The sequence below is a fragment of the Pontimicrobium sp. MEBiC06410 genome, assembly GCF_053601615.1.
The window spans coordinates 1-282 of the sequence record NZ_JBSHNT010000012.1 but is presented as its reverse complement, the minus strand read 5'-3'; the positions used below and the strand labels follow the sequence as shown (position 1 = coordinate 282).

General features: G+C 39.0%; 1 protein-coding gene. It reads right to left on the bottom strand.

Annotated elements, in window-relative coordinates; all coding sequences use genetic code 11:
* Positions 1 to 282 (bottom strand): hypothetical protein (locus ACVC08_RS00095; protein WP_452600486.1); only part of this gene is annotated, 282 nt, incomplete at both ends.

Below are 282 nucleotides of genomic sequence, written 5' to 3'. Positions count from 1 at the left end.
AACAGCACTAGTTGCAGTAATTGTAATATCCGTTCCAGCAGGAACACCAGTAATAGAGTTCCCAGTAACAGTTCCTGCAGAGGTCGTAATAACAGCAGAAGCAGGAGAAATGCTAAAAGAAACATCGTAAGTTAATAAGTTGGCAGCACAAGTAGTTGCAGTAAAGTTAAGTACAGGTGTTTGATTAATAGTAATAGTAGCAGTACTAACATCGTTAGGACAAGGATTTGTTCCAATAACAGTATAATCGAAGGTACTAGTAGTTGCACCAACAGCTGGTGT